The sequence below is a fragment of the Nocardioides albertanoniae genome, from assembly GCF_006716315.1.
GTDB classification, from domain to species: Bacteria; Actinomycetota; Actinomycetes; order Propionibacteriales; family Nocardioidaceae; genus Nocardioides; species Nocardioides albertanoniae.
The window spans coordinates 2,261,349-2,282,779 of sequence record NZ_VFOV01000001.1 but is presented as its reverse complement, the minus strand read 5'-3'; the positions used below and the strand labels follow the sequence as shown (position 1 = coordinate 2,282,779).

Here is a 21,431-nt window from a genome sequence, read left to right as displayed (position 1 = left end):
GTCCCGGAGACTCTGCTGGATAGTGCTGGAGCCGGTTCAGCCGGCGGTTTCGTCCTTCTTGGCCACCGGCTTCGCGTCGACGCCGGCCTCCTTGCGCTGCGCGGGAGTGATCGGCGCGGGGGCGGCGGTGAGCGGGTCGTAGCCCGCGCCCGTCTTCGGGAAAGCGATCACGTCGCGGATCGAGTCGGTGCCGGCCAGCAGCGCGACGATCCGGTCCATGCCCATGGCGAAACCGCCGTGAGGGGGCGCGCCGTACTTGAACGCCTCGAGCAGGAAGCCGAACTTCTCCTCGGCCTCCTCCTCGCCGATGCCCATCAGCTCGAAGACGCGCTTCTGGACGTCTTCGCGGTGGATACGGATCGAGCCGCCACCGATCTCGTTGCCGTTGCAGACGATGTCGTAGGCCCAGGCCAGGGCGTTGCCCGGGTCCTTGTCGAAACCTTCGACGTCCTGGGGCAAGGTGAAGGCGTGGTGGACCGCGGTCCACTCCCCCGCACCGACCGCGACGTCACCGGACTCGACGGCGTCGGAGGCGGCCTCGAGCAGCGGCGCGTCGACGACCCATAGGAAGCTCCACGCGCTCTCGTCGATCAGGCCGACGCGCTTGCCGATCTCCAGACGGGCCGCGCCGAGGAGACCGCGACCCGACTTGGCGGTGCCGGCGGCGAAGAAGATGCAGTCGCCCGGGTTGGCACCGACGTGGGCGGCCAGGCCGCCCGCCTCGGTCTCGGAGAGGTTCTTCGCGACCGGGCCGGTCAGGCTCCCGTCCTCCTGGACGAGGACGTAGGCGAGACCCTTGGCGCCGCGCTGCTTGGCCCAGTCCTGCCAGGCGTCGAGCTGACGGCGCGGCTGGCTGGCGCCGCCCGGCATCACCACGGCACCGACGTAGGGCGCCTGGAAGACCCGGAAGGTGGTGTCCTTGAAGTAGTCGGTGCACTCGGTCAGCTCGAGGCCGAAGCGCAGGTCGGGCTTGTCGGAGCCGTACTTCGCCATCGCGTCGGCGAAGGTCATCCGCGGCAGCGGCAGCGGTACGTCGACACCGATCAGCTTCCACATCGCGGCGACGACCTTCTCGCCGAGCTCGATGACGTCCTCCTGGTCGACGAAGCTCATCTCGACGTCGAGCTGGGTGAACTCGGGCTGGCGGTCGGCGCGGAAGTCCTCGTCGCGGTAGCAGCGCGCGATCTGGAAGTAGCGCTCCATGCCGCCGACCATGAGCAGCTGCTTGAACAGCTGCGGCGACTGCGGGAGGGCGTACCAGGAGCCCGGGTTGAGACGCGCGGGCACCAGAAAGTCGCGCGCGCCCTCCGGGGTCGACCGGGTCAGGGTCGGGGTCTCGATCTCGACGAAGTCGCGCTCGTGGAGCACCTCGCGGACCGCCTGGTTGACCTTGGAACGCAGCCGGATCGCGTTGCCGGGCGCGGTGCGGCGCAGGTCGAGGTAACGGTGCTTGAAACGTACGTCCTCGCCGACCTCGACGTGATCGTCGATGGGGAACGGGAGCGCTGCGGCGGCGGAGAGGACCTCGAGGTCCTGGGCGACGACCTCGATCTCGCCGGTGGCGAGGTTGGGGTTGACGTTCTCCTCGGTGCGCGCGACGACCTCGCCGGTGACCTTGATGCAGAACTCGTTGCGGAGCTGGTGGGCGATCTCCTCGTCGCGGACGACCACCTGGACGACCCCGCTGGCCTCGCGGAGGTCGAGGAAGGCGACCCCGCCGTGATCGCGACGCCGGCCGACCCAGCCGGCAAGGGTCACGGTCTGGCCGACGTGCTCGGCACGCAGGGTGCCGGCACTGTGCGTCCTCAGACTGGGGGTGCGGGTCACTTCTTCTCCTCGTTGGTCGAGACCACAACTCGTGGCTTCATGTCTTCATCGGCCGGCGTCCAGGTCGCCGGGTCGACCGGCACCTGATCGCCGGTGCGGATGTCCTTGATCTCGTAGCCGCCTCCGCCGTCTTCCTGGGAAGTGGCGAACAAGACGTACGGGATGCCGCGGCGCTCCGCGAAACGGATCTGCTTGCCGAACTTGGCGGCGTTGGGCGAGACCTCGCAGGCGACATTGTGCGCGCGCAGCTGCTGAGCGGCCTCATCGGCCCTCCCCCGGGACTCCTCGTCGCTGACCGCGACCAGGACCGTGCTCGGGACGGTGCGGTCGCCGTCGAGCAGGCCCTTGGAGATCAGCGGGACCAGGACCCGGCTGATGCCCAGGGAGATGCCGACCCCCGGATAGGTGGTCTTGCCGTCGCTGGCCAGGGAGTCGTAGCGCCCGCCCGAGCAGATGCTGCCCAGGGACTGGTAGCCGTCGAGACGGGTCTCGAAGACGGTGCCGGTGTAGTAGTCGAGACCCCGGGCGATGCTCAGGTCGGCCACGACGCGTACGCGCTCGGTGTTCAACGGTGCGGTGGCGTTGATCAGCGTGGCCAGCTCGGTCAGACCCTCGTCGAGCAGCTCGCTCTCGACGCCCAGGGCACGGACCTTGTCGACGAAGGAGTCGTCGGTGGCGGTGATCGTGGCGAGCTCGAGGCACTTGGCGGCCTGCTCCTCGCTCAGGCCCGCCTCGGTCACCAGCAGCTTGCCGACCTGCTCGGCCGGCATCTTGTCGAGCTTGTCGATGAGCCGCATGGTCTCCTCGACGTCGGGCGCGCCGAGGCCGGCGTAGAAGCCCTGGATCAGCTTGCGGTTGTTGACCTGGAGGGTGAAGCCGGGGAGGAAGGTCAGGTTGCCGAGCGCCTCGAGCATGACCCACGCGACCTCGACGTCGTGGTGGAACGGCAGGGTGTCGCGGCCGACGATGTCGATGTCGGCCTGCGCGAACTCGCGGAAGCGACCCTCCTGCGGCCGCTCGCCGCGCCAGACCTTCTGGATCTGGAAGCGGCGGAAGGGGAACTCCAGCTTGCCGGCGTTCTCGAGCACGTAGCGGGCGAACGGGACCGTCAGGTCGAAGTGGAGACCCATGCCCTTGTCTCGGTCCGCCTCCTCCTGGAGACGGCGCAGGACGTAGACCTCCTTGGAGGTGTCGCCCTTGCGCAGCAGCTGGTCCATCGGCTCGACGGCGCGGGTCTCGATGTTGCCGAAGCCGTGCAGCTCGAAGGTGCGGCTCAGGGTCGCGATGACCTCGCGCTCGACGACGCGCTGGCTCGGCAGGAACTCCGGGAAGCCGGAGAGCGGGGTTGGTTTGGTCATGTGGTGATCAGGTCCTGAAGAAACGGGTTGGTGGCGCGCTCGCGCCCGATCGAGGTCTGCTCGCCATGGCCGGGGAGCACCACGATGTCGTCGGCGAGAGGCAGCACCTTGGTGGTCAGGGACTGCAGCATCGTGGCGTGGTCACCGCCGGGAAGGTCCGTACGCCCGATACTGCCCGCGAAGAGCAGGTCGCCGGAGAACAGCACGTCGCTGACCTCGGCGTGGTCGGGATAGGGGGTGCGGAAGGTGACCGATCCCTCGGTATGCCCGGGCGCATGGTCGATGCGGAAGCTCATGCCGGCCAGGTCGATGCTCGCCTCGTCGCTCAGCTCGCGGACGTCGTCGGGCTCCACGAAGTCGTAGGTGCCCGGCGGCATGCCCAGCAGCATCTGCGCCGACTCCGGCGAGATGCCCGCCAACGGGTCTGCCAGGAGATGACGGTCGCTCGGGTGGATCCAGGCGGTGGCGTCGTACGTCTTCGAGACCGGGGTCACGGACCACATGTGGTCGACGTGGCCATGGGTGAGGAGGACGGCGACGGGCTTGAGGCGCTGCTCGCGGACGATCTCCGCGACACCCGAGGCGGCATCCTTGCCGGGGTCGATCACGACACACTCGGTGCCCGGACCGGTGGCGGCCACGTAGCAGTTGGTGCCCCAAGGCCCGGCGGGAAAGGCGGCGATCAACACAAGAAACACCCTATCCAGCGGGACTGTGCAGCGCCGCATCGTGGTCTCTGACTACGATGGGCACCCCGAGGTGTGCCGGGACACATCGGGACCTGCAGTTTGAGCCGACCGGGACCGCGAGCGATCGCGACCTCCGGCGGGGGAGATTTCATAAGAGGCTAGCGCCTCAACCGAAGAGTAGGGACATTGTGACCAGCGAGCAGTGGGGTCGGGTCGAGGACGACGGAACGGTCTACGTGAAGACCGCTGACGGGGAACGCTCTGTGGGGCAGTACCCCGAAGGTACGCCGGAGGAGGCTCTCGCGTTCTTCACCAACCGTTTCGACCAGCTCGCCTTCGAGGTCGAGCAGCTCGAGCGACGTGTGCATGCGGGCAAGACGTCGCCGGACGAGGCGACCGCGGCGGTCAAGACCGTCTCGGAGAAGGTCACCGGGGCCAACGCCGTCGGCGACCTCGGGTCGCTGGTGGCACGCCTGGACGCGCTCGCGCCCGTCATCGCCACCCAGCGCGAGGCCCGCAAGGTCGAGCGCGCGGCCAAGGCGGCCGAGGCGAAGGTCGCCAAGGAGGCGCTCGTCGGCGAGGCCGAGAAGCTGGCGCAGAGCAACGACTGGCGCAACGGCGCCAACCGGCTCCGCGAGCTGCTCGACCAGTGGAAGGCGCTCCCCCGCATCGACCGCGCCTCCGACGACGCGCTGTGGCGGCGCTTCTCGACGGCCCGCACGGCCTACACGCGACGCCGCAAGGCTCACTTCGCCGAGCTCAACGCCCGCCGTGACGACGCCAAGGTCATCAAGGAGCGCATCATCGTCGAGGCCGAGCAGCTCTCCGGCTCGACCGAGTGGGGCCCGACCGCTGGGCGCTACCGCGACCTGATGCGCGACTGGAAGGCCGCCGGACCGGCTCCCAAGGATGTCGACGACAAGCTCTGGAAGCAGTTCCGCGCGGCGCAGGACGTCTTCTTCGGTGCCCGCGACGCCGCCAACGCCGCCATGGACGCGGAGTTCGCGGAGAACGCCGTGGTCAAGGAGGGGCTGCTCGTCGAGGCGCAGGAGCTGCTTCCGCTGGTGGAGAAGGGCGACGACCTCGACGGGATCAAGCGCTCCTTCCGCGCGATCGCCGAGCGCTGGGACGAGGCCGGCAAGGTGCCCCGTGACCGGATCAAGGAGCTCGAGGGCGCGATGCGCAAGGTCGAGCAGGCCATCAAGGCGGCCGAGGACGACCAGTGGCGCAAGTCCGACCCGGAGAAGTCGGCCCGTGCCGACGACATGATCGCCAAGCTCGAAGAGGCCATCGCCCAGGTCGAGAAGGACCTCGACAAGGCCCGTGCCGCCGGCGACGACCGCAAGGTCAAGAGCCTCGAGGAGAACCTCGACTCGCGCCGCCAGTTCCTCGACATGGCCAAGCGCGCCTCCGACGACTTCAGCTGACCCCGCGCCGACCCGGCTCTTCCTGACACGGATCGAGCTCGAGTCGGCTCGTCCTGACCGTTTTGTACGCCGAGTCGGCTCGTTATAACGAGCCGACTCGGCGTGGTTTGGGGTCAGGACGAGCCGACTCGGTTCAGGTGGTGGGGCACGAGGCGTTGCGGGGCGGCACCTCGCCGTCGATGAGGTAGGCGTCGACGATGCGCTCCACGCAGGGGCTGCTGGTGTAGGCGCCGTGGCCGGAGCCCTCGTAGGTGAGCAGCACGCCGCGGCCGCGTAGCTTCCGCTCGAGGCTCTGTGCCCAGGCGTGGGGCGTCGCCGGGTCGTGACGGGAGTTGACCAGCAGGATCGGCGCCCCCGGAGCGACGTCGATCGGACGCTGGGGGTTGGCCGCGGGCGGCGCGCCGAGGCAGAGCGCCGGAGCGATCAGAGCGCCGGGGTAGGGCAGGTCGGGGGCGCGGTCTCGCATCCGCTCCAGGGTGCGCTCGTAGTCGGCGTAGCTCGACGGCTGCATCTCCCAGTCGTTGCAGAAGATCGGGATCGGGAGCGGGATCACCGCACCCGCGCTGCCCTCGCCCGCGCCGCCTTGGCCCGCGCGCTCCCCCGTGCCGGCGGTCGGCTCGGGCGCGGCCGCCAGCGCGGCGAGGCGTGCGGCGAGCTCGGGTCGGCGCTCGGGATCGTAGAGCCGGCGCTGGACCTCGGTGAAGGTCAGGTCATAAGGAGTCAGGGCTCGGTGCGGGTCGTCGGGGTCGCTCAGCTCACCGCGCTCCGCGCGCTGCACCAGGTCGCGGAGCAGAGCGTTGACGTCGCTGTCGCGCAGCGGACACTCCTGATCGCGATGGCACCAGGTCACGAACTCGTCGAACGTGTCCTGGGCGGCCCGTGCGGAGCCGTCGAGGAACCGGCGCGCGCCGAGGCTGTGGTCGTTGACGCTCTCGAGCACCATCGCCCGGACGCGATGGGGGTGGGCCGCGGCGTACTGCTGTCCGAGCAGGGTGCCGTAGGACGACCCGTGGAACGTCAGCCGGGGCTCGCCGAGCGCTCGGCGCAGCGCCTCGAGGTCGCGCACGGTGTCGAGGGTGCTCATGTGTTCATAGACCGGGCCGGTGTGCTCGCGGCAGTCGGCGCGGAGGCGACCGGCGAAGGTCCTCATCGACTCGAAGGCGGTCTCGTCGCGCATCACGACGGGAGGCATCTGGGCGACCAGGTCGGCCGAGCATCGCAGCGGGCTGCTCGCGCCGACACCGCGCGGGTCGAAGCTGACGATGTCGAAGCGCGCCTGCAACCGCTCGCTGAACCGGTCGATCCCGGTCGTGATCCGCTCGACGCCCGAGTCGCCGGGGCCGCCCGGGCCGAAGACCATCGCCCCCACCCGGGCGTCTGGATCGGTCGCCCGGTGTCTCGCCACGGCGAGCTCGAAGGTCTCCCCCTTCGGCTGAGACCAGTCGACCGGCACCTCCAGCGTGGCGCAGTCGGCGTCGGGCGCGTCCGGACACGGAGTCCAGTCGAGGTGTGGCGTCGGCGGCCGGTCGGATCGTTCTGGGAGAGCTGCCGCGGTCGCGGCGGGCGCACTGAGGCTCGCGATCATCACCGCGATCGCGACAGCTGCCAGGGGACGTACGAGGTGAAAGGTCATGTACGTCATCCTGGGGCGGTGCAGCGGGGCCCACATCGGTGAAGCACCCCGAACCCGCACGGAGATACCCCGAGCAGGGCTCAGGTCATCTCACCCGCGTCGCTGCGCGGCCCAGAGTCAGAACCCGCCGTTGTAGTCGCCCTTGGCGGCATCACCGAGCCGGCCCTGGCGAACGTCTTCGTGGTCGACCTGCTTGGCGCTCTTGCCGAACGTCGTCCAGACGATGCCGGCGACCAGAAGCACCCCAGCGATGATGAGGATCCAGGTGAACATGCCGATCTCCTCCTACTGGGTGATGCGGTAGGCGTCGAAGACACCGGGGACGGTGCGTACCTGTTTCAGGACGGAGTCGAGGTGCTTGGAGTCGGCCATCTCGAAGGAGAAGCGGGACTTCGCGACGCGGTCGCGGGTGGTGGTGAGCTGGGCGCTGAGGATGTTCACGTGGGCGTCGGAGAGGGCCATCGTGATGTCGGAGAGCAGCCGCGCACGGTCGAGCGCCTCGACCTGGATGTTGACCAGGAAGACGGAGTTGGAGGTGGAGCCCCACTGCACCTCGAGGAGGCGCTCGGGGTGAGCGCGCAGCTCGGTGGCGTTGGTGCAGTCGGTGCGGTGGACCGAGACTCCCCCGCCCTTGGTGACGAAGCCCAGGATCTCGTCGCCGGGCACCGGGGTACAGCACTTGGCGAGCTTGACCCAGACATCGGGAGAACCCTTGACCACGACGCCGGCGTCGGACCCGGCCGAAGAGACCTTGCCGTGACGCTTGCGGCCGACGTTGATGGCCTCGGCGAGATCCTCGGCGGCACCGTCGTCGCCGCCATGGTCCTCGATGACGCGGCGTACGACCGCCTGCGCGGAGAGATGGCTCTCGCCGACGGCGGCGTAGAGCGCCTCGACGTCGGCGAGGTCGAAGTGGTCGGCGGCCTGCATGAGCGACTCACGCGACATCAGCCGCTTGAGGGGCAGGCCCTCCTTGCGCATGAGCCGGGCGATCGCGTCCTGGCCCTTCTCGATCGCCTCGTCACGGCGCTCACGGGTGTGCCACTGGCGGATCTTCGCCTTGGCCCGGTTGGACTTGACGAAGGAGCCCCAGTCCTTCGACGGGCCGGCGTTCTGCGCCTTCGAGGTGAAGACCTCGACGACGTCGCCGCTCTCGAGCGTCGACTCCAGCGGCACCAGCCGGCCGTTGACCCGGGCGCCGATGGTCTTGTTGCCGACCTCGGTGTGGACGGCGTAGGCGAAGTCGACCGGCGTCGCGTCGGCGGGCAGCGCGATCACGTCGCCCTTGGGGGTGAAGACATAGACCTCGGTGCGCTTCATCTCGAAGCGCAGCGACTCCAGGAACTCGCCGGGGTCGTTGACCTCCGACTGCCAGTCCATGAGCTGCTTGACCCAGTTCATGTCGTTGTCCATCGGCCGGTCGGTGTCGACACCGGCGCGGCCCTCTTCCTTGTACTTCCAGTGAGCGGCGACACCGAACTCGGCGCGACGGTGCATCGCGAAGGTGCGGATCTGCAGTTCGACCGGCTTGCCCTGAGGACCGATGACCGTGGTGTGCAGCGACTGGTACATGTTGAACTTCGGCATCGCGATGTAGTCCTTGAAACGCCCCAGGACGGGGTTCCACCGCGAGTGCAGGATGCCGAGGACGGAGTAGCAGTCGCGCTCGTCCTCGACGAGGATGCGGATGCCGACCAGGTCGTTGATGTCGGAGAAGTCCTTACCTCCGACGATCATCTTCTGGTAGATCGAGTAGTAGTGCTTCGGTCGTCCGGTGACGGTCGCCTTGATCCGGGCCTCGTGCAGGTCGCGCTCGACCTGGTCGATGACCTGGGCCAGGAACTTCTCCCGCGACGGGTTGCGGTCGGCGACGAGGCGGACGAGCTCGTCGTACATCTTCGGGTAGAGGGTCGCGAAGGCGAGATCCTCGAGCTCGAACTTGATCGTGTTCATGCCGAGCCGGTGGGCCAGCGGCGCATAGATGTCGAGCGTCTCGCGCGCGCTGCGCTCCTGGCTCTTCTGCGGGACGTAGCGCAGCGTACGCATGTTGTGCAGGCGGTCGGCGAGCTTGATCACCAGCACCCGGATATCGCGCGACATCGCCACGACCATCTTGCGGATCGTCTCGGCCTGGGCGGAGTCGCCGTAGATGACCTTGTCGAGCTTGGTGACGCCGTCGACGAGGTGGGCGACCTCCTCACCGAAGTCGCGGGTGAGCTCCTTGAGCGTGTAGGGCGTGTCTTCGACGGTGTCGTGGAGCAGCGCCGCGACCAGGGTCGGCTCGGTCATGCCGAGCTCGGCAAGAATCGTGGTCACCGCCAGCGGGTGGGTGATGTAGGGGTCACCGCTCTTGCGCATCTGGGTGCCGTGAAGACGCTCGGCGGTGACGTAGGCACGCTCGAGCAGGGAAAGATCGGCCTTGGGGTGGTTGGACCGCACCGCCCGGAACAACGGCTCCAGCACAGGGTTGCCCGGGGCTCCGCGGCCGCCGATCCTCGCCAGTCGCGCGCGTACGCTGCGGCCCGACGGTGCGGGTCCGCTGCTCTCCCGGGCCTCGATGTTGTGCGCACGAGGCTGCGCGACGATGCGATCCTCTGCCATGCTCAGAGTCTACCGGCCAGACCCGGAGGGTTGGCTAGGCCGACACCTGTGGCGTGGACAGTGCTGAGTGAGCCTCAGTTGGTCAGCAGCGTATGGACCGGAGTGTTCGGCAGCTTCGCACGCGGGTCGAGGAAGGCGAGCTCGAGCAGCACCGAGACACCCACGACGATGCCGCCGCAACGCTCGACGAGCTCGATGGTCGCCGCTGCGGTGCCACCGGTGGCGAGCACGTCGTCGATGACCAGCACCCGCTCCCCCGGCGCGACCGCGTCGGTGTGGATCTCGAGGGTCGCCTCGCCGTATTCGAGCGAGTAGGCGACCGCGTGGGTCTCACGCGGCAGCTTGCCGGCCTTGCGCACCGGCACGAACCCGACGCCGAGGTGGAGGGCAGCCGGAGCACCGAGGATGAAGCCTCGCGACTCCATGCCGAGCACCTTGGTCACCGCCACGGCGCCGTCGGCGTCACGCCCCGGTGTCGCGAGCGCCGCGACCACCTGGGCGAAGCCCTCGGGGTCGGCCAGCAGCGGGGTGATGTCCTTGAACCCGACGCCGGGCTCGGGGAAGTCGGGCACGTCGGCGACCAGCCGCTCGAGAGTCTCCTCGAGCGACCGGGCGCCGCTGTGCGGATCGGTCGCGGGCACCGTCACTTGCGCTTCGACCTCGACTGACGCTTCGGTTGCGGGCGACCCGAGGCTCCGCTGTCGGAGACCTCCCGCTGCTGGGCCGGGGTGTTGCGACCTTTGCCCATCGCGGCGTTGTTGGAGACCGCGCCCGTGCCGCGGCTCACGCCTGCCTCGTGCAGGTCGTCGGAGTCGCTCTCGCGGAGCTCGTCCGGCTCCTCCGCGTCGGAGACAGCCATGCCCTCGTCGAAGACCGGCACAGTCGCGTACTTGTCGGCTTCCTTCATCCGCGCCGCGGCACGCTTCTCGGCGTCGACGACCGCCTTCTCGCCCGACTTGAGGTGCACCAGCAGCGGCGTGGCGATGAAGATCGAGGAGTAGGTGCCGACGGCCATACCGACGAAGAGCACCAGCGAGATGTCCTTCAGCGCGGACGTGCCGAGCTGGACCGTGCTCACGTAGAGGATCGCGACGACCGGCAGCAGACCGATGATCGAGGTGTTGATCGAGCGCACCAGGGTCTGGTTGACCGCCAGGTTGGCCGCGGCGGCGTAGGTCTTCTTGGTGCGGGAGAGGTTGCGGGTGTTCTCCTTGACCTTGTCGAAGACGACCACCGTGTCGTAGAGCGAATAGCCGAGGATGGTCAGGAAGCCGGTGACGGTCGCCGGCGTGACCTCGAACCCGACGATCGCATAGACACCGACGGTGATGACCACGTCGTGGAGCAGCGCGGCGACGGCCGCGACCGACATCTTCCACTCTCGGAAGTAGATCCAGATGAAGAGGATCACGCCGACCAGGAAGATACCGAGGGCCAGGCCCGCCTTCGAGGCGACCCGCTCACCCCAGCTCGGGCCGATGCCGGTGCGGCTGACGTCGTCCTCGGCCACGTCGGCGGTCTTGGTGATCGCGCCCATGATGTCGGCGTCGCCCTCGGAGCCGTTGCCGACCGCCTTGGTCTCGATCACGATCGACCTGGGTCCGGACGTGCGCACCGTGGCGCCGTCGGCGGCCTCGACCGAGGTGTCACCCACGGCCGTGCGCAGCTCGTCGGCCATCTTCTGGTCGGCCTTCTCGACCGAGACGGTGTAACGCGTGCCGCCGGTGAAGTCGATGCCGAGGTTGATGCCCTGGAGGGAGACGCCGAGGACGACGGCGACGAGAACGACGGCCGAGATGGCGTACCAGAGCATCCGGCGGCCGACGAAGTCGAACGACTTCTCGCCGGTGTAGAGCTCCTTGCCGAGCCGGGAGATGGACATCTTGCTCATCAGGCCTTGCCTCCGACCAGAGTGGTGGTGCCCGGACGGGCGTCGTCGACGGTGCCGATGGCGCGCTGGTCCATACCGGAGAGCACGTGACCCTTGTTGAAGAAGCCCCAGCGGGCCATCAGCTTGGTCATCGGGTAGGTGAACCAGAAGAAGGCCAGCACGTCGATGATCGTGGTCAGGCCGAGCATGAACGCGAAGCCCTTGACCTCGTTGGTCGCGAAGACGTAGAGCACGAACGCGGCCAGGAACGAGACGGCGTCGGAGGCCAGACAGGTGTTGCGCGCCCGGACCCAGGCCGTGTCGACGGCCACCCGCATCGAGCGACCCTCACGCATGTCGTCACGCATCCTCTCGTAGAGGATGATGAAGGAGTCGGCGGTGATACCGATACCGACGATCAGACCGGCCACACCTGGCAGGTCCAAGGTGACGCCGGCGGTCTCGCTGAGCAGCAGGACCATCCCGTACGTCGCAGCACCCGCCACGGCCAGCGACCCGATCACCACGATGCTCATCGCGCGGTAGTAGAGGACCGAGAAGACCACCACGAGGATCAGGCCGATCAGGCCCGCCCAGAGTCCGGCGGTGAGCTGGTTGCCGGCGAGGCTCGGGCCGATGACCCGGGTCTGGATGCCTTCCTCGGGGAAGTCGAGCGGCAGCGAGCCGTACTTGAGGTTGTTGGCGAGCGCGGCCGAGGTCTTCTGGGTGAAGTCACCGCTGATCTGGGCGCCACCGCTGATCCGCGAGTCGGCGGTCGGGGCGGAGATGACCTTGCCGTCGAGGACGATCGCGAACTGCTCACCGGAGCCGGCGATCGCGCCGGTGGTCTCGGCGAAGGTCTTGTTGCCGTCGGACTTGAAGTCGAGGGTGACCACGTAGTTGGCCTGCTGCTGCGGGATGCCGTAGGAGGCTTCCTTGATCTCGGTGCCTTCGATGACCGCCGGGGTCAGCAGGTAGGGCGCGCCCTGGTCGTCACAGGTCAGCAGCGGCTGACCGGGGACGTCCTCGATCGGGTCGGAACCGGGCGCGGGGCAGGAGAAGCTGCTGTACTTCGTCGCCCACTCCGTCGGCGGCTGGCGCATGAACTTGACCGCGTCGTCGACCTTGACGGTGGCGTTGTCGCTCTTCTTCTCCGCGTCGGCGTCGGCCGAGGCGCTCGGCTTCGACGACGCGTCGCCGGAGGCCGACTCGCCCTCGCTGGGCGAGGCCTTCTCGCCGGCGAACGGCGCACGCGGGGAGGTGCCGGGGGCGGCGCCACCGGTGGGGTCCTGCTGGATCATCGAGCCGGGGTCGTTGCCGCCCGCGCCGCCGCCACAGGGCTTCTGCGGGCTGCAGGCGACCAGACGGAAGCGGAGCTTCGCGGTCTGACGAACGCGCTCGGCGGTCTCCTGCTGCACCTTGCCGGTGCCGGGGATGGAGACCTTGATGACGTCGTTGCCCTCGGTGGTCACCCGACCACCGGTGATGCCGCTGCCGTTGACGCGCTGGTCGATGATCGACTTCGCCTCGTCGAGGCTCTCCTTCGGGACCGAACCGCCCTCGGAGTTCTTCGCGGTCATCGAGATCTCGGTGCCGCCGCGCAGGTCCAGGCCCAGCTCTGGCTTCCAGGTGCCGGCGAACGCGATGCCACCGAACATGATCGCGATCGCGAGGAAGAGCAGAGCCAGGGTCCGGCCGGGGCGCGCTGTCTTGCGTGCCATGTTGGTGGTCAGTCCTTCTTGTCGAGGTCCACGATGACGTTGTCGGCATCCGCGGAGGTCTTCTCGGCCGGGGCCTCGACGGCGTCGTCGCTCGCCTCGTCGGTCTCCTCGGTCTCGTCGGCCTCGTCGATCTCGTCGGCGGGCACGACGTCGACCTTCTGGGCGACCGCCTGACGCACGACCTGGATCACGACGCCGTCGGCGATCTCGACCTTGATGTTGGTCGTAGTCTCCTCGACCTCGGTCACGGTGCCGAAGACGCCAGCGGTCAACATCACCTTGTCACCCGGCTGGAGGTTGAGCTGCAGCTCACGGGCCTGCTTCGCACGCTTCTGCTGAGGCCTGATCAGCAGGAAGTAGAACAGGACGATGATGACGATAAAAGGCAGGAATTCCACGGGGGTTCGGCTCCGACAGTCTCAGGGGTCACCGGCAGTCGCTCGGCGACGTGCAAGTCTAACCAGGCACCTGGTTGAGAGTGTGACTCAGGGCTCATCCCAGAGCGAGTCGGCCGACCAGGCCGCGGCCTCGGCACTGGCCGGCACCGGCAGCCCCAGGTGACCCCAGGCGGCCGGGGTCGCGACACGGCCCCGCGGCGTACGGGCCAGGAAGCCGGAACGGACCAGGAACGGCTCGGCGACCTCCTCGACCGTCTCGCGCTCCTCCCCCACCGCGACAGCGAGGGTGGAGATGCCGACCGGGCCGCCGCCGAACCTGCGGCACAGGGCGTCGAGGACGGCGAGATCGAGGCGGTCCAGGCCCAGCGCGTCGACCTCGTAGAGGTCGAGCGCCTTCGCGGCGATCTCCTGGGTGACGGTGCCGTCGGCCTTGACCTGCGCATAGTCGCGTACGCGGCGCAGCAGCCGGTTGGCGATGCGTGGTGTGCCGCGGGAGCGGCCGGCGATCTCGGCGGCGCCGTCGTCTTGGAGGGTGACCTCGAGCAGGCCGGCGGAACGGCGCACGATCAGCTCGAGATCCTCGGGCTCGTAGAGCCCGAGGTGGCCGGTGAAGCCGAACCTGTCGCGCAGCGGCCCGGGGAGCAGGCCGGCCCGGGTCGTGGCACCGACGAGCGTGAACGGCGGCAGGTCGATCGGGATGGCGGTCGCACCGGGGCCCTTGCCGATGACCACGTCGACGCGGAAGTCCTCCATCGCCAGATAGAGCATCTCCTCGGCGGGGCGACTCATCCGGTGGATCTCGTCGACGAAGAGCACCTCGCCCTCGTTGAGGCCGCTCAGGATCGCGGCCAGGTCGCCGGCATGGGTGATGGCCGGGCCGGAGGTGATCCGCAGCGGGGCCGACATCTCGGCAGCGATGATCATCGCGAGGGTGGTCTTGCCCAGCCCCGGAGGCCCGGAGAGGAGCACGTGGTCGGGGGCCCGCTCGCGTCGGCGGGCCGCCTCCAGGACGAGACTGAGCTGCTCGCGCACACGTTGCTGGCCGATCAGCTCGTCGAGCGTCTTGGGGCGCAGCGCCGCCTCGACGGCGCGGTCGTCACCGTCGGCCTCGGCAAGCGTGAGGGATGCGAAGTAGTCGTCCTCGGCCCGGTCCAGGTCGTCCTCGTGCATGGGGTCCTACGCCTTCGAGAGGGTGCGGAGCGCGGCGCGGAGCAGCAACGAGATGTTGGCCTGGTCGCCGGCCTCGGGCTCGATCGCGGTGACCGCCTTGTCGGCGTCCTTCGCGCTGTAGCCCAGCCCGACCAGAGCCTCGCTGACCTGGTCGCGCCAGGGGGCAGACGCCGCGGTCGGCGCCGGCGCGGCGGCGGTGCCGGCGGGCGCGCCGACCCTGTCCTTGAGCTCGAGGATGACTCGCTGGGCGCCCTTCTGGCCGATGCCGGGCACCTTGGTGAGGGTCTTGGTGTCTTCGCTCGAGATGGCCAGGCGGATGCCGTCGGGCGAGAGCACCGCGAGCATCGCCTGGGCGAGCTTCGGGCCGACCCCGGAGGCGGTCTGGAGGAGCTCGAAGAGGGTGCGCTCGTCGGTGTCGGTGAAACCGAACAGGGTCAGCGAGTCTTCGCGCACCACCAGGCTGGTCGGCAGGTGTGCCTCCTCGCCGGGGCGCAGCGTGGCCAGCGTGTTGGGGGTGCAGAGCATCTCGATGCCGATGCCACCGACCTCCACGACGGCGGTGGAGAGGCTGACGGCGGAGACGGTGCCGCGCACGGACGCGATCATCGGGTGATCCTTCTTCTCGGTTGCTGAGCGGCCGCGGCCACCGCGGCCTCGATGCGGTTGTTGGCCCCGCCACGCCACTGGTGGGTGATCGCCAGCGCCAGCGCGTCGGCCGCGTCGGCAGGCTTCGGCGCAGTGGGCAGCCGCAGGATGCGGGTCACCATGGCGGTCACCTGGGCCTTGTCGGCCCGACCGTTGCCGGAGACCGCCGCCTTGACCTCGGAGGGAGTGTGCAGCGCGACCGGGAGCCCGCGGCGGGCGGCGCAGACCATCGCCAGGCCGCTGGCCTGGGCGGTGCCCATGATCGTGGACACGTTGGAGCGCGCGAAGATGCGCTCGATCGCCACCGCCTCGGGCCGGTGCTCCTCGATCCAGGCGTCGATGCCCTTCTCGATGCTCACCAGGCGGTCCCAGACGGGCAGGTCTGCCGAGGTGCGGATCACGCCGACGTCGACCATCGACAGCGGCCGGCCGAGCGATCCGTCGACCACGCCCATCCCGCACCGGGTCAGGCCGGGGTCGATCCCAAGCACCCGCATCAGCACCTCCATCGAACGTCTGTTCGTAGCGTACAGACTCCCGAACTCGTCACCGATCCCAGACACGCCCGGACGCCGAAACGTCACTCCCGCAGGCCGAAGCGTCACATATGCAGGTCGAGCGGTCACCGTGGTGACCGCTCGACCTGCAGGGGTGACTTCTCGGCTGAGGAGGGTCAGGCGTCGACGGCTTCCATGACCTCGTCGGGGATGTCGGCGTTGGAGAAGACGTTCTGCACGTCGTCGAGGTCGTCGACGACGTCGATGAGGCTGAAGACCTTGCCGGCCGCGGCGGCGTCGGCGACAGGGATGTCCATGCTCGCCACGAACTGCACCTCGGCGGAGTCGTAGTCGATGCCGGCCTCCTGCAGCGCCGTACGCACCGCGACGACGTCGCTGGCGTCGGAGAGGATCTCGAAGGACTCACCGAGGTCGTTGACGTCCTCGGCACCCGCGTCGAGGGTGGCCTCGAGCAGGTCGTCCTCGGCGACTTCCTTGCCCTCCTGCGACTTCGCCACGACGACGACGCCCTTGCGGTCGAAGAGCCGCGAGACCGAGCCCGGGTCGGCCATGGTGCCGCCGTTGCGGGTGACCGCGGTGCGGACCTCCATCGCGGCGCGGTTCTTGTTGTCGGTCAGACACTCGACCAGGAGGGCGACACCCTGCGGGCCATAGACCTCGTACATGATCGTGGTGTAGTCGACGCCGCCGCCGTCGAGACCGCCGCCACGCTTGCGGGCGCGCTCGATGTTGTCGTTGGGGACGGACTGCTTCTTCGCCTTGTAGATCGCGTCGAAGAGGGTCGGGTTGCCGGACGGGTCAGGACCACCCATCTTGGCTGCGATCTCGATGTTCTTGATCAGCTTCGCCCACAGCTTGCTGCGCTTGGCGTCGATCGCAGCCTTCTTGTGCTTGGTCGTTGCCCACTTGGAGTGGCCGCTCATCTGGAAACCGTCCTTTGCCCCGCGTCGTCGCTGTGCTTGTCGAGCCGCCACCGGCTCCGTCGTGTTCTCAGACGAGCTACAGGGCAGCAGAGGGCCCAGTCTAACTACGTGCCGCCGCTCACCCTCAGCAGCAGGTCTCCAAGAAGAGCCGGTGCAGCCTGTCGTCGGCGTTGACCTCGGGGTGGAACGAGGTCGCCATCAGCGGGCCCTGGCGTACGGCGACGGGGTGAGCGGCCACACTGGCCAGCACCTCTACGCCGTCGCCCACCTCCTCCACCCACGGCGCACGGATGAAGACGCCGTGCACCGCGCCGTCGAGCCCGGTGAGCTCGAGGTCGGTCTCGAACGACTCCGTCTGCCGCCCGAACGCGTTGCGCCTCACGGTGATGTCGAGGCCCCCGATGGTCTCCTGGCCCTGCGCGGTATCCAGCAGCCGGTCGGCGAGCAGCACCATGCCGGCGCAGGTGCCGAGCGCCGGCATGCCCGCCCCGACCCGCTCGCGGAGCGGGTCGAGCAGGCCGAACGTACGCGCGAGGCGCCACATCGTCGTCGACTCACCGCCGGGGATGACCAGGGCGTCGCACGCGTCGAGCTCCTCACGGCGGCGTACGGACGTGCCCTTCACCCCCAGGCGGTCGAGGGCGGCGAGGTGCTCGCGGACGTCGCCCTGGAGGGCGAGCACGCCGACGGTGGTCACCAGCCGCGCTCCGCGAACTGGATCGAACGGGCCGGCTCGTCGACGTTGAGGCCGACCATCGCCTCACCGAGCCCGCGGGAGACCTTGGCGACGACATCAGGGTCGTCGTGGAAGGTGGTGGCCTTCACGATCGCCTCGGCGCGCTCGGCGGGGTTGCCCGACTTGAAGATGCCGGAGCCGACGAAGACACCCTCCGCGCCGAGCTGCATCATCATCGCGGCGTCGGCGGGGGTCGCGATGCCGCCGGCGGTGAAGAGCACGACCGGCAGCTTGCCGCCCGCGGCCACCTCCTTGACGAGCTCGTAGGGCGCCTGGAGCTCCTTGGCGGCGACGTAGAGCTCGTCGTCGGCGAGGGTGGTGAGGCGGCGGATCTCGCGCCGGATCGTGCGCATGTGGGTGACCGCGTTGGACACGTCACCGGTGCCGGCCTCGCCCTTGGAGCGGATCATCGCCGCGCCCTCGGTGATGCGGCGCAGCGCCTCGCCGAGGTTGGTCGCGCCGCACACGAACGGAGCGGTGAAGGCCCACTTGTCGATGTGGTTGTCGTAGTCGGCCGGGGTCAGCACCTCGGACTCGTCGATGTAGTCGACACCGAGGCTCTGCAGCACCTGCGCCTCGGCGAAGTGGCCGATGCGCGCCTTGGCCATCACCGGGATGGAGACGGCCTCGATGATGCCGTCGATCATGTCGGGGTCGGACATCCGGCTCACGCCGCCCTGGGCGCGGATGTCGGCGGGCACTCGCTCGAGCGCCATCACCGCCACTGCGCCGGCGTCCTCGGCGATCTTCGCCTGCTCGGGGGTGACCACGTCCATGATCACGCCGCCCTTGAGCATCTCCGCCATCCCGCGCTTGACTCGCGAGGTGCCCGTCGTGTTCGTGCTGTTGTCCATGCGCCGATCGTAGGTCGGATCAGCGCGTACGCCGCTACCAGAAACCGCTGGTCAGGCCACTGTTGTCAAAGTGGACTGCTAGGCCAGGGCTCGGGTGGCGTCGGCCACGGCGGTGGGCGTGCCGGCGAGGGACCAGAGAACTCCCCCGGCCTCGACCTGAGTCGTCGCGCCGCCGGCGCCGAGCACGAGCCCCCAGCCGGGGAGGCGGTCCCAGTCGGGCACGGAGTGCTGGCAGAAGAGATGGAGCTTGCCCTGGGCGATGGCGGTGAGGTCCATCGAGCCGGAGCCGAGGATGCGGATGGAGGCGGCTCCGCGGGCGACGCGGATGTAGGCCTCGCCGGCCGGCTGGCCCAGCTTGGAAGGGTGCAGATAGGTCGTCAGGCAGCCCAGGGAGAGCGGCAGGTCGGACATCGCCTCGAGCGGTTCACCGTTGCGGGTGGTGGGCAGCTCGGGGCCGCCGACGTAGACGGCGTCCTCGGCGGGCGAGTAGACCGCGCCCAGGACGATGCTGTCGGCGTCGGCCGGGTCGCCGTCGGTCAGGGCGAGGGCCGAGCACCACCAGTCGAGGCCGCGCACGAAGTTGTAGGTGCCGTCGACCGGGTCGATCGTCCACACCCGGCCCGTGGTGGACTCGCGGGCCGAGCCCTCCTCACCGAGGATGCCGTCGCCCGCGTGCTCGGCGGCGAGCCGCTCGACGATCGCCTTCTCGGCGGCCTTGTCGGCCGCGGTGACCAGGTCGGAGACCGACGTCTTGGTCTCGATCGAGTCGCCGATGCCCTCGCGGCGCATCCTCGCCGCGAGCGAGCCTGCCTCGCGCACGAGCTCGGTGGCCAGGCGTACGTCTGCTTCGGTGGGCACGGTCATGAGGCTGCCTCCTCCTCTGCGGTGGCCCGCTCCTCGGCGAGGGCCTGGCTGCGGACGGTCCAGACGCGCTGCCCCACGGTGACGGTGGAGGCGACGGCGAGGATCCACAGAGCGATGTAGATGAGCAGGTCGAGGTCGAAGATGCCGGCGAAGCCCGTCAGCACGAGGACCAGGACGAGCCGATCGGCGCGTTCGGCGATGCCGACGTTGGCGGTGAAGCCGAGCGACTCGGCGCGGGCGCGGGCGTAGGAGGTGACCGCGCCGATCACCAGGCACCACAGGCTCAGCGCGAGATAGAGGTCGGAATCGCCCGGCCCGGCGAAGTAGAGCGCCAGGCCACCGAAGACCGCGCCGTCACCGATGCGGTCGAGAGTGGAGTCCCAGAAGGCGCCGAACTTCGAGCTGCGCCCCATCGCGCGCGCCATCGCGCCATCGATCAGGTCGCTGAAGACGAAGCAGGTGATGAACACGGTGCCGGGCAGCAGCTCGCCGCGCGGGTAGAACGCCAGCGCGCCGACCGCGACCCCGATCGTGCCGACGAGGGTGACGACGTCGGGGCTGATCCGCAGCGCCACGAACAACCGGACGATGGGCGCGAGGACGACTCCCTGAACGAAGCCTTTGATGTGATCCAACATGGCGCGGCCACGGTATCGGACGTTGGCGTCGGTCGAGCCGCCGGAGCCGCAAGGCGGAGGCGTGTCGAGACCAACACAGTGCGAACAATCGGGATCGGACTGTGTTGGTTTCGACACGCTCGGCCGCAGGCGGCCTCGCGGCTCAACCAGCGGAGGTGCTGACGCCTTCGGTGAGGTCGCGGACCTCGGCGTAGCGGGCACGGACGGCGGGGTCGGGGTCGGCCTGGAACGTCTCGGTGCCGGCCATCGGCCACGTCGGTGGCTCCTCGCCGCCGACGAGGGTCCAGGCGGCTTGGCGGGCGGCACCGTCGGCGACGTACTCCCCCGGCTCGGGGACGAGCACGGGATGGCCGAAGACGGCGGGGGCCAGGCGGCGTACGGCCTCGGAGCGGGCGCCGCCGCCGACGAGGAAGACGCGGTCGACCGAGACCCCCTGCGACGTCAGCGCGTCGATGCCGTCGGCGAGCCCGCACAGCAGGCCCTCGACCGCCGCGCGCGCCAGGAAGGCGGGCTCGGCGGTGGACAGGGTCAGGCCGTGGAGAACGCCTCGGGCGTCGGGCCGGTCGGGGGTGCGCTCCCCCTCGAGATAGGGCACGAGGACGAGGCCACCGGATCCCGATGGTGCCTCGAAGGCCAGCTGGGATAGCTCCTCATGGCCGACCCGGAGCATGCGGGTGGTGGCGTCGAGCACGCGCGCGGCGTTGAGGGTGGCGACCAACGGAAGGTAGCGGCCGGTGGCGTCGGCGAAGCCCGCCACCGCTCCGGTCGGGTCGGCGGTAGGGGTCTCCGAGACGGCGCAGGCCACCCCGGAGGTGCCGATCGAGACGACCACGTCGCCGGGCCGGGCGCCGACGCCTAGGGCTGCACCGGCGTTGTCGCCGCAGCCCGGCCCGAGCAGCGCCCCGGCCGAGGTCTCCCCTGCCACCGCCGACGGGTCGAGCACCTGAGGCAGCACGACGTCGTCGCGTCCCAGCGCACGTTTGAGCAGGTCGCGCCGGTAGTCGCCGGTCGCGGCCGAGTAGTAGCCGGTGCCGCTGGCGTCGCTGCGATCGGTGCGCAGCGCCTCGAGGTCACCGCCCCCGGCGAGCTTCCAGGTCAGCCAGTCGTGGGGCAGGCACACGGCAGCCACCCGCGCCGCCGCCTCGGGCTCGTTCTCGGCCAGCCAGCGCAGCTTGGTAGCGGTGAAGCTCGCCACCTGCACCGAGCCGACAGCCTCTGCCCAGGCGGCCGGCCCCAGCTCGGCGTTGAGCGCGGCGGCCCCGGCGGCGGAGCGGGTGTCGTTCCACAGCAGGGCGGGACGTACGACCTCGCCGGACTCGTCGAGGCACACCATCCCGTGCTGCTGGCCGCCCACCGAGACGGCGGCGACGTCGGCGAGACCGCCGGCGGCCTCGGCCGCCGACCGCAGCGCCGACCACCAGGCGGCGGGATCCACCTCCGTGCCCTCGGGGTGGGGCGCGGAGCCGGAGCGGACGAGCGCCCCGGTCTCCGCATCACGGATGACGACCTTGCATGACTGGGTCGAGGAGTCGACCCCGGCGACGAGCGGCATCGGGCGA

At 69.6% G+C, this 21,431-nt stretch carries 20 protein-coding genes; 1 reads left to right on the top strand and 19 read right to left on the bottom strand.

All coding sequences use genetic code 11. From position 1 onward, the window contains the following. Positions 1-36 precede the first annotated feature (36 nt). From aspS to FB381_RS10835, 3 genes are read right to left on the bottom strand one after another with little or no spacing between them, the layout of a single operon-like run. The gene (aspS, locus tag FB381_RS10845; protein WP_246088059.1) at positions 37-1,827 is read right to left on the bottom strand and encodes an aspartate--tRNA ligase; all 1,791 of its coding nucleotides are present in this window, start codon (positions 1,825-1,827) and stop codon (positions 37-39) included. Beyond that, positions 1,824-3,185, bottom strand: a complete 1,362-nt coding sequence (gene hisS / locus FB381_RS10840; protein ID WP_141780306.1) for a histidine--tRNA ligase — start codon at positions 3,183-3,185, stop codon at positions 1,824-1,826. Before hisS ends, aspS begins: the two co-directional genes overlap by 4 nt. Continuing rightward, on the bottom strand, positions 3,182-3,874 hold the full coding sequence (locus FB381_RS10835) for an MBL fold metallo-hydrolase (protein ID WP_141780305.1): 693 nt from the start codon (positions 3,872-3,874) through the stop codon (positions 3,182-3,184). The genes hisS and FB381_RS10835 overlap by 4 nt, the downstream gene beginning before the upstream one ends. Before the next feature lie 188 nt (positions 3,875-4,062). On the opposite strand from FB381_RS10835, the gene FB381_RS10830 reads away from it, so the two are divergent. Then, entirely contained in the window at positions 4,063-5,301 is a 1,239-nt protein-coding gene (locus FB381_RS10830) for a DUF349 domain-containing protein (protein WP_141780304.1), read from the top strand. A 133-nt stretch (positions 5,302-5,434) separates the two neighbouring features. On the opposite strand, the gene FB381_RS10825 is transcribed toward FB381_RS10830, so the two are convergent. The 16 genes from FB381_RS10825 to xylB all read right to left on the bottom strand — a co-directional run bounded on the left by FB381_RS10825 (position 5,435) and on the right by xylB (position 21,424). Next, the gene (locus FB381_RS10825) at positions 5,435-6,934 is read right to left on the bottom strand and encodes an alpha/beta hydrolase (protein ID WP_141780303.1); all 1,500 of its coding nucleotides are present in this window, start codon (positions 6,932-6,934) and stop codon (positions 5,435-5,437) included. Between the two features lie 117 nt (positions 6,935-7,051). After that, a complete protein-coding gene (locus tag FB381_RS23875; RefSeq protein ID WP_170225128.1) occupies positions 7,052-7,207 on the bottom strand; it encodes a hypothetical protein in 156 nt (51 codons plus the stop codon). 12 nt (positions 7,208-7,219) lie between these two features. Next, positions 7,220-9,535, bottom strand: coding sequence for a RelA/SpoT family protein (locus tag FB381_RS10820; protein WP_141780302.1), 2,316 nt, complete (start codon positions 9,533-9,535; stop codon positions 7,220-7,222). A gap of 74 nt (positions 9,536-9,609) precedes the next feature. After that, entirely contained in the window at positions 9,610-10,176 is a 567-nt protein-coding gene (locus tag FB381_RS10815) for an adenine phosphoribosyltransferase (RefSeq protein WP_141782705.1), read from the bottom strand. Between the two features lie 2 nt (positions 10,177-10,178). After that, positions 10,179-11,426, bottom strand: a complete 1,248-nt coding sequence (gene secF / locus FB381_RS10810; protein WP_141780301.1) for a protein translocase subunit SecF — start codon at positions 11,424-11,426, stop codon at positions 10,179-10,181. Beyond that, entirely contained in the window at positions 11,426-13,126 is a 1,701-nt protein-coding gene (gene secD, locus FB381_RS10805; protein WP_141780300.1) for a protein translocase subunit SecD, read from the bottom strand. The genes secF and secD overlap by 1 nt, the downstream gene beginning before the upstream one ends. A gap of 8 nt (positions 13,127-13,134) precedes the next feature. Then, positions 13,135-13,524 (bottom strand): preprotein translocase subunit YajC, encoded by a 390-nt coding sequence (yajC, locus tag FB381_RS10800; protein ID WP_141780299.1) that lies wholly within the window; start codon positions 13,522-13,524, stop codon positions 13,135-13,137. An 87-nt stretch (positions 13,525-13,611) separates the two neighbouring features. After that, positions 13,612-14,694: a Holliday junction branch migration DNA helicase RuvB gene (ruvB, locus tag FB381_RS10795; protein WP_141780298.1), complete on the bottom strand. Its 1,083-nt coding sequence runs from the start codon at positions 14,692-14,694 to the stop codon at positions 13,612-13,614. Between the two features lie 6 nt (positions 14,695-14,700). Further along, positions 14,701-15,300, bottom strand: coding sequence for a Holliday junction branch migration protein RuvA (ruvA, locus tag FB381_RS10790; RefSeq protein ID WP_141780297.1), 600 nt, complete (start codon positions 15,298-15,300; stop codon positions 14,701-14,703). Next, positions 15,297-15,836: a crossover junction endodeoxyribonuclease RuvC gene (gene ruvC / locus FB381_RS10785; RefSeq protein ID WP_141780296.1), complete on the bottom strand. Its 540-nt coding sequence runs from the start codon at positions 15,834-15,836 to the stop codon at positions 15,297-15,299. Before ruvC ends, ruvA begins: the two co-directional genes overlap by 4 nt. Positions 15,837-16,012: 176 nt before the next feature. After that, complete coding sequence (locus FB381_RS10780; protein WP_141780295.1) at positions 16,013-16,780, bottom strand: YebC/PmpR family DNA-binding transcriptional regulator; 768 nt, start codon at positions 16,778-16,780, stop codon at positions 16,013-16,015. A gap of 124 nt (positions 16,781-16,904) precedes the next feature. Next, the gene (gene pdxT, locus FB381_RS10775; protein ID WP_141780294.1) at positions 16,905-17,477 is read right to left on the bottom strand and encodes a pyridoxal 5'-phosphate synthase glutaminase subunit PdxT; all 573 of its coding nucleotides are present in this window, start codon (positions 17,475-17,477) and stop codon (positions 16,905-16,907) included. Then, positions 17,474-18,370, bottom strand: coding sequence for a pyridoxal 5'-phosphate synthase lyase subunit PdxS (gene pdxS / locus FB381_RS10770; protein WP_141780293.1), 897 nt, complete (start codon positions 18,368-18,370; stop codon positions 17,474-17,476). Before pdxS ends, pdxT begins: the two co-directional genes overlap by 4 nt. Positions 18,371-18,448: 78 nt before the next feature. After that, positions 18,449-19,234 carry an inositol monophosphatase family protein gene (locus FB381_RS10765; RefSeq protein ID WP_141780292.1) on the bottom strand — a complete coding sequence of 262 codons (786 nt, stop codon included), beginning with the start codon at positions 19,232-19,234 and terminating at the stop codon, positions 18,449-18,451. After that, positions 19,231-19,872, bottom strand: coding sequence for a phosphatidylinositol phosphate synthase (pgsA, locus tag FB381_RS10760; RefSeq protein WP_141780291.1), 642 nt, complete (start codon positions 19,870-19,872; stop codon positions 19,231-19,233). The genes FB381_RS10765 and pgsA overlap by 4 nt, the downstream gene beginning before the upstream one ends. Before the next feature lie 142 nt (positions 19,873-20,014). After that, complete coding sequence (gene xylB, locus FB381_RS10755; protein WP_141780290.1) at positions 20,015-21,424, bottom strand: xylulokinase; 1,410 nt, start codon at positions 21,422-21,424, stop codon at positions 20,015-20,017. Positions 21,425-21,431: the final 7 nt, after the last annotated feature.

What these genes read in the sequence shown, in the direction of transcription:
- FB381_RS23875 (WP_170225128.1), bottom strand. Translation starts at nt 7,207, where the DNA reads ATGTTCACCTGGATCCTCATCATCGCTGGGGTGCTTCTGGTCGCCGGC.
- FB381_RS10820 (WP_141780302.1), bottom strand. Translation starts at nt 9,535, where the DNA reads ATGGCAGAGGATCGCATCGTCGCGCAGCCTCGTGCGCACAACATCGAG.
- FB381_RS10825 (WP_141780303.1), bottom strand. Translation starts at nt 6,934, where the DNA reads ATGACCTTTCACCTCGTACGTCCCCTGGCAGCTGTCGCGATCGCGGTG.
- ruvC (WP_141780296.1), bottom strand. Translation starts at nt 15,836, where the DNA reads ATGCGGGTGCTTGGGATCGACCCCGGCCTGACCCGGTGCGGGATGGGC.
- pdxS (WP_141780293.1), bottom strand. Translation starts at nt 18,370, where the DNA reads ATGGACAACAGCACGAACACGACGGGCACCTCGCGAGTCAAGCGCGGG.
- secD (WP_141780300.1), bottom strand. Translation starts at nt 13,126, where the DNA reads ATGGCACGCAAGACAGCGCGCCCCGGCCGGACCCTGGCTCTGCTCTTC.
- ruvB (WP_141780298.1), bottom strand. Translation starts at nt 14,694, where the DNA reads ATGCACGAGGACGACCTGGACCGGGCCGAGGACGACTACTTCGCATCC.
- pgsA (WP_141780291.1), bottom strand. Translation starts at nt 19,872, where the DNA reads ATGTTGGATCACATCAAAGGCTTCGTTCAGGGAGTCGTCCTCGCGCCC.
- hisS (WP_141780306.1), bottom strand. Translation starts at nt 3,185, where the DNA reads ATGACCAAACCAACCCCGCTCTCCGGCTTCCCGGAGTTCCTGCCGAGC.
- FB381_RS10780 (WP_141780295.1), bottom strand. Translation starts at nt 16,780, where the DNA reads ATGAGCGGCCACTCCAAGTGGGCAACGACCAAGCACAAGAAGGCTGCG.
- ruvA (WP_141780297.1), bottom strand. Translation starts at nt 15,300, where the DNA reads ATGATCGCGTCCGTGCGCGGCACCGTCTCCGCCGTCAGCCTCTCCACC.
- xylB (WP_141780290.1), bottom strand. Translation starts at nt 21,424, where the DNA reads ATGCCGCTCGTCGCCGGGGTCGACTCCTCGACCCAGTCATGCAAGGTC.
- FB381_RS10765 (WP_141780292.1), bottom strand. Translation starts at nt 19,234, where the DNA reads ATGACCGTGCCCACCGAAGCAGACGTACGCCTGGCCACCGAGCTCGTG.
- secF (WP_141780301.1), bottom strand. Translation starts at nt 11,426, where the DNA reads ATGAGCAAGATGTCCATCTCCCGGCTCGGCAAGGAGCTCTACACCGGC.